6 protein-coding genes and 1 pseudogene are annotated in these 6315 nt (G+C 47.3%); 1 reads left to right on the forward strand and 6 read right to left on the reverse strand.

Translation table 11 applies throughout. The features are described from left to right. The 5 genes from B7C60_RS17590 to gmk form a co-directional block, all read right to left on the reverse strand. On the reverse strand, positions 1 to 992 hold a 992-nt coding region (locus B7C60_RS17590), incomplete at its 3' end, for an OB-fold nucleic acid binding domain-containing protein (RefSeq protein ID WP_245868431.1). A 70-nt stretch (positions 993 to 1062) separates the two neighbouring features. Next, positions 1063 to 1749 carry a tRNA (guanosine(18)-2'-O)-methyltransferase TrmH gene (trmH, locus tag B7C60_RS02305; RefSeq protein ID WP_099610249.1) on the reverse strand — a complete coding sequence of 229 codons (687 nt, stop codon included), beginning with the start codon at positions 1747 to 1749 and terminating at the stop codon, positions 1063 to 1065. 113 nt (positions 1750 to 1862) lie between these two features. Continuing rightward, the gene (gene spoT / locus B7C60_RS02310; RefSeq protein WP_099610250.1) at positions 1863 to 3983 is read right to left on the reverse strand and encodes a bifunctional GTP diphosphokinase/guanosine-3',5'-bis pyrophosphate 3'-pyrophosphohydrolase; all 2121 of its coding nucleotides are present in this window, start codon (positions 3981 to 3983) and stop codon (positions 1863 to 1865) included. 38 nt (positions 3984 to 4021) lie between these two features. Then, positions 4022 to 4294, reverse strand: a complete 273-nt coding sequence (rpoZ, locus tag B7C60_RS02315) for a DNA-directed RNA polymerase subunit omega (RefSeq protein ID WP_099610251.1) — start codon at positions 4292 to 4294, stop codon at positions 4022 to 4024. A 102-nt stretch (positions 4295 to 4396) separates the two neighbouring features. Further along, complete coding sequence (gene gmk / locus B7C60_RS02320) at positions 4397 to 5020, reverse strand: guanylate kinase (RefSeq protein ID WP_099610252.1); 624 nt, start codon at positions 5018 to 5020, stop codon at positions 4397 to 4399. A 357-nt stretch (positions 5021 to 5377) separates the two neighbouring features. On the opposite strand from gmk, the gene B7C60_RS02325 reads away from it, so the two are divergent. After that, the gene (locus B7C60_RS02325; protein ID WP_099610253.1) at positions 5378 to 6052 is read left to right on the forward strand and encodes a 7-cyano-7-deazaguanine/7-aminomethyl-7-deazaguanine transporter; all 675 of its coding nucleotides are present in this window, start codon (positions 5378 to 5380) and stop codon (positions 6050 to 6052) included. 72 nt (positions 6053 to 6124) lie between these two features. Here B7C60_RS02325 and B7C60_RS17595 read toward each other — a convergent pair. After that, positions 6125 to 6315 (reverse strand): annotated as a pseudogene (locus tag B7C60_RS17595) (cation acetate symporter); the annotation flags it as partial.

The raw sequence follows: 6315 nt of genomic DNA on the forward strand, positions 1-6315 counted from the left end.
TGTTCTGCCAGCAGTTCGGTCGGAGCCATCAGTGCGACTTGATAACCGTGTTCGATAGCTCGAACTGCGGCTAGGGCGGCAACAAGGGTTTTTCCTGAACCCACATCACCTTGAACTAAACGCATCATTGGGTGCGGTTTAGCAAGGTCGGCTTCGATTTCACGCACCACGCGAGCTTGGGCTTGGGTTGGGCTAAAAGGCAATTGAGCTAACAATTGATGTTTTAATTGCTGGCATTCTGGCAACGGAAGGGCCGTATCTTGCTGGCCTTGACTGCGCACCGCTAGCATGGATAAGTTTTGGGCCAATAATTCTTCCATGATCAAGCGAAGTTGAGCGGGATGACGCCCTTGATCAAAGAGGGTGAGGTCGAGGCCTGCCGGAGGACGATGAATGGTGTGCAGTGCTTGAGCGAGAGTCAGTTGATTAGGATATAACCCACTGGGTAATAGATCATCCACCGCCGCTTTATCGAGTAAACTTAACGCTTGCTCAGTGAGGTTACGCAAGGTGGTTTGCCGTAACCCTTCAGTGGTGGGATACACGGGGGTTAAGTGGGTTTCGGTGACGCTCTCTTGCGTGGCGGTAAAAAACTGGTAGTCAGGATGAATGATTTCTAACCCCTGATGACCACGCTTGATTTCACCGTAAGCGTAGATGGGTTTTCCCTCGGCAAAATTATTTTTCATCGCCGCAGTAAAGTTGAAGAAGCGTAAGGTGAGGGTGCCATTGCCATCACTGATTTTGACCGTGAGCATTTTTTTACGACCAAAATGGGTGTCCACCGCCATGATCTTACCTTGTACTGCTGCCCATAACCCAGGGTGGAGTTTGATGATGGGATAAATTCGAGTACGGTCTTCGTAGCGCAGCGGTAAATGGAAAAGTAGATCTTGTACGCTGTGTAAGCCAACTTTAGCCAATTTTTCAGCGACTTTAGCGCCGACACCAGAGAGTGACGTTAACGGGATAGCTGAAAGAAGTTGCGACATAGGATCAACCCACTGAGTTAGGCTCAATGGGCTTTATTCAACCATTGAGCTGTGTATTTGTACAGGGAAATTATCCGCGTTGCATCGCGTTCCACCAATTTGGGTCGGCGATAATCTCGCCTTTTTCATTTAATGATGGGTAAGGCAGCCCTTTGCGTTTAGCGACCTTGGCTAAGACCGGATGGCCTCGTTCAAACAAAATGCGTTGAATGGTCTGCTCGGATAGCGGACTTTGTTCTCGTTGATACATGCCCGCTTGTTGCCGTTGCCGTTGAGCCTCGTAGAGAATCAGCGCGCAGGCGACCGAGACATTAAGCGATTGCACCATCCCAACCATGGGGATGACAATATCTTGATCAGCTAACGCTAAGGCGTGGTGAGAAATACCCGTTTTTTCACTGCCAACGACGATGGCGGTTGGTTGGGTATAATCAATGGCCCGAAAATCCACCGCATGCTCAGATAAGTTGGTCACCAGTATTTGCATACCTTGCGCTTTCAGATGGGTGATGGCCTCTTGGGTACTATCGTGAGTTTCGACCTCTACCCAGTTACGAGCACCAGCAGAAGTGTGGCTCAGCGTTCGCATGGGTTCACTCGGCCAGACGGCATGGATTTGGTGCAGTCCGACCGCATCTGCAGTCCGAATGACAGCAGAAACATTATTCGGTTTATGTACCTCCTCCAAGCAAACGGTTAAGTCTGGTTGGCGTGCTTTGAGCACCTCTTGAATACGTAAGTAGCGTTCTAAATTCATAACATGGGTATCAGTTTTTGTGTCTACGCTGCGCAAGTGTGATCAGCAGCCGTGACATCTTGATCAATAAAAAGCCCTTGTTGTGATGCAAGGGCTCAATTCGTCGGGGGCGCTTAGTACCGTCTGCGCCGAACTTTAAGCGTATTAGGCATAACGCGGATTTTACGCATGATATTGGCTAAATGGACACGATCTTTGGTGGTGAGTAATACCATCACCGTATACAGCCGACCATCACGCTCTTCGGTTGAAAGCCCGTGAATATTGGAACCTGTATTGGAGATCACATTGGTGAGATCAGCCAAGGCACCTTGCCGGTTGTGCATATCTACCCGTAATTCGGTAATGAACTCTTGATCGTAATCTTTTGTCCATTCGACGGCCATATACTTATCGGGTTCTTTTTGATAACCGCGCACGTTAGGGCAGGTTTCTCTATGTACCACGAGGCCGCGTCCCGGAGAGACATGAGCAATAATCGAATCATCAGGAATCGGATGACAACAGTTGGCGAAGGTTAATAAAATGCCTTCTGCGCCACGAATCGGGAGTTTTTTCTTCGGCGTACCATCTTTATTGATGCTCTCTGTCAATTCATCAGCGTCACCTAATAAACGGCGGGCAATGACAATGCTCATCAGTTCACCGAGGCCGATGGCAGCGAGTAGATCGTCCTCTGTTGCCAGTTTAAGCCCAGTCAAAACATGCTTGATGTTGTCTTGGCTGATATCGCTGAGTGAGAAATCGCCGAGTGCATGATTGAGTAAGCGACGACCTAAGGTGATCGACTCTTCTCTGCGCATGGTTTTTAATACTTGGCGAATTTTGGTTCTGGCCCTTGAGGTGACTACATAGTTGAGCCAAGCGGCATTCGGCCTTGCGCCTGGCGCGCTGATGATTTCAACGGTTTGGCCATTTTTTAGCGTTTTACTTAGAGGATAAGGCGTACGATCAACTCGCGCGCCAACGCAGGTGTTGCCGACATCGGTATGCACAGCATAGGCAAAATCGACTGCGGTGGCTCCCGCCGGTAGTTCGACAATCCGTCCTTTCGGGGTGAAAACGTAAATCTCATCAGGGAAGAGATCAGATTTAACATTTTCAATAAACTCAAACGAGTTGCCCGCACTTTGTTGTAACTCGAGCAAGCTTTGCATCCAACGCTGCGCTTTAACTTGGGCGGTCGTGCCACCGCGCTCTCCATTGGTTTTATACGACCAATGGGCCGCGACCCCTTTATCGGCCATTTGATCCATATCTTCGGTACGAATCTGAACCTCAACAGGCACGCCATGTGGCCCAACCATCGAGGTATGCAGAGACTGATAACCATTGGCTTTCGGTACCGCAATGTAATCTTTGACACGACCCGGACGTGGTTTATACAGGCTATGCACTTGGCCCAATACGCGATAACAGGTATCGGTGCTATCGACAATGACTCGAAAGGCATAAATATCCATAATGGTATGGAAGCGTTGCTCTTTAGTTTTCATCTTGTTGTAGATGGAATAAAGATTTTTTTCGCGTCCAACCACTCGTGCAGGCAAATGAACGTCATGTAATCGACCTTCAATTTCACTGTGGATGCGTTGAATCATCTCTTTACGGTTGCCCCGTGCCGCTTTTACGACTTCTTTTAGCACTCGATAGCGGTTGGGATATAGGGCTTCAAAACCGAGTTCTTCTAACTCTGTTTTGATATTGTGGATGCCGAGCCGGTGTGCAAGCGGGGCGTAGATCTCTAAGGTTTCACGAGCAATACGGCGTTTTTTATCCGGTCGTAATGCACCTAAAGTACGCATGTTATGTGTGCGATCCGAGAGTTTGATTAAAATCACGCGGATGTCTTGCACCATAGCAAGCACCATTTTACGGAAATTTTCCGCTTGCGCTTCTTTACGGTCTCGGAACTTAAGTTTGTCTAGCTTGGAAACCCCATCAACCAGTTCAGCAACGGCGGTACCAAATTGGTTTTCCAGTTCTTCTTTGGTTGCAGGCGTATCTTCAATGACATCGTGGAGTAGGGCTGCTTGGAGCGTTTCTAGATCCAAGCGCATTTCTGCCAGAATTCGAGCGACGGCAACCGGATGAATAATATAAGGTTCCCCGCTGGAACGGGTTTGCCCTTCATGCGCATCTCTTGCCACGATATAAGATTGGCGCAGAGCCTCTATTTGAGGCTCTGTGAGATATTCTTGGGCAACATCTTTGAGGCTGTCGAATAGATACAAATTTCAGGCCCGAATGTTGAGTGATTCCTGAGACAGAATCAGCGGTTGTGCACGATGCTGCTAACCGCGGCTAGTTCTGCTGCTTCTTGCTCTTGTTGCTCTTGGCGCTCACGAGCATCCAGTACGTCTTTCGTGATAAGACCTTCTTCGATTTCGCGTAAAGCGATAACCGTGGTTTTATCGTTCTCTTCTGGCACTAGAGCGTCTTTACCACCAGTTTGAATTTGACGAGCGCGGCGAGCCGCAATCAGAACTAAGTCGAAACGGTTGCCAACTTTTTCAACAGCGTCTTGAACAGTTACGCGTGCCATGAGAACTCCAAATAGTTAACTAAAATATGATTGACGAGAAAGTATACAGCCTAACGTTAATAGATACTAGCGGCAGGCGGTGACCAATTTATTGTTACGGAATTAGTCCGCTAAAAGTGCGGAAAGCATGCTGCTATATTTAGCCGCTTGCTTATCTTGCTTCAATCTTTCCGCGCGCAAGATGGCTTTAAAATCGACTAACGCGGCATCGAAATCGTCATTGATGATGACGTAATCGTATTCACGGTAGTGAGAAATTTCTGAACGTGCTTCACTCATACGTTTTGCGATAACGCTTTCGCTATCTTGGCCGCGAGTGTTTAACCTGCGCGCTAACTCTTCTTTTGAAGGCGGAAGAATAAATACACTTCTTGCGTGTGGCATCTGTTCGCGGATTTGACGAGCGCCTTGCCAGTCGATATCTAAGAACACATCAATGCCTTTGCTCAGCATTTCTTCAATCCATACCCGAGAGGTTCCATAATAGTTACCGAATACCTCGGCATATTCAAGAAATTCGCCTTTTTCAATTAAGGTTTCAAAATGGGTTTTTTCGACAAAGTGGTAGTGTACACCGTCTTGTTCACCGGGGCGCATATCGCGAGTGGTGTGCGAGATCGACACCTTCATCGCGTAAGTTGGATTTTGTTCCAATAATGCCGCGATCAGGCTCGATTTTCCTGCGCCACTTGGGGCTGAGACAATGTAAAGAGTACCGTTACCCATTTGTTTGATTCCACTTTTGGTTGGGAGACAAGTGAAAAACGAAGCTTTCACTATGCTAAAGCTAGCACTGACCGAGTTATTTTGACACAGAAAGTGGTTATTTTGGTCAGAAAAATGGAGGCGAAGATTAGCATGATCGGAAGGATCTTCTCAAGTAAAAGCTGAGTTGATGCCTGTCTATTGATAAAATAAAGGTCAAACGTTTGCTTGAGATTAGGGGCTTGCAGGGGCGAGTGGTTAAGGTATAATCGCCGCCCTTAATGGGAAATGCGACTGCTTTCCTGAGTAATAACGATATGACAGCTTCGGCTGCGATTTGGGTTCCCTCACCCCCAAACCAAACGAAAAAGGTTCAATATGAGTCATTTTACCCCCGCGCAACAGCGCAAAGCGTTAACTTACTTGGTGCTATTCCATTTAGTGATTATCGCTTCTAGCAATTATTTAGTGCAAATCCCGTTTACGATTTTCGGTTTTCATACCACTTGGGGTGCGTTTACTTTTCCATTTATTTTTTTAGCGACCGATTTAACGGTACGTATTTTTGGTGCTGGACTGGCTCGGAAAATTATTTTTTGGGTGATGTTACCCGCCTTGCTGGTCTCTTACCTGCTGTCTGTGGTTTTTTATGAGGGGCAGTTTCAAGGCTTTGCCCCTTTGGGTGATTTTAACCTGTTTGTCGCTCGTATCGCAGCGGCCAGCTTTATGGCTTATTTGTTAGGTCAGATTATGGATGTGCATGTCTTTAATCGGTTACGCCAAATGAAGCAGTGGTGGGTGGCACCGACAGCCTCAACTTTGTTTGGTAATGCGTTGGATACGGTAGCTTTTTTTGCGATTGCATTCTATCAAAGCCCCGACCCTTTCATGGCACAGCACTGGACAGAGATTGCTCTCGTGGATTACAGTTTTAAATTGATCATCAGTTTAGGCTTATTTGTACCCATGTATGGGGTGCTGCTAAATTACTTGATTGGTAAACTGACCTTAGTGAACCCAGCATTATCATCACAGCAAGTGCCCAGTAACTAAATCATCGCATTACGAAGAAATAATTAAAAAGCCCAGAAAACGCTGGGCTTTGATCATGCTTGTTTCTATTGGCTAGTGGTTATGAGCTTCACCAGCCCCTTTAGGATAACGAATCGACTCGACCATCTCCTGTACATCGTCTGGTACTTGTGCGGTAAATTTATTGACCACCATGGCGACAACGAAGTTGAGGCACATACCGAGCGTCCCAATCCCTTCTGGGCTGATCCCGAACCACCAGTTATCCGGCGTACTCGCGGTTG

This window comes from Vibrio fujianensis (genome assembly GCF_002749895.1).
Taxonomy (GTDB): Bacteria; Pseudomonadota; Gammaproteobacteria; order Enterobacterales; family Vibrionaceae; genus Vibrio; species Vibrio fujianensis.

Coding starts and splice junctions, on each gene's coding strand:
- trmH (WP_099610249.1), bottom strand. CDS start 1,749: ATGAATTTAGAACGCTACTTACGTATTCAAGAGGTGCTCAAAGCACGC.
- rpoZ (WP_099610251.1), bottom strand. CDS start 4,294: ATGGCACGCGTAACTGTTCAAGACGCTGTTGAAAAAGTTGGCAACCGT.
- gmk (WP_099610252.1), bottom strand. CDS start 5,020: ATGGGTAACGGTACTCTTTACATTGTCTCAGCCCCAAGTGGCGCAGGA.
- B7C60_RS02325 (WP_099610253.1), top strand. CDS start 5,378: ATGAGTCATTTTACCCCCGCGCAACAGCGCAAAGCGTTAACTTACTTG.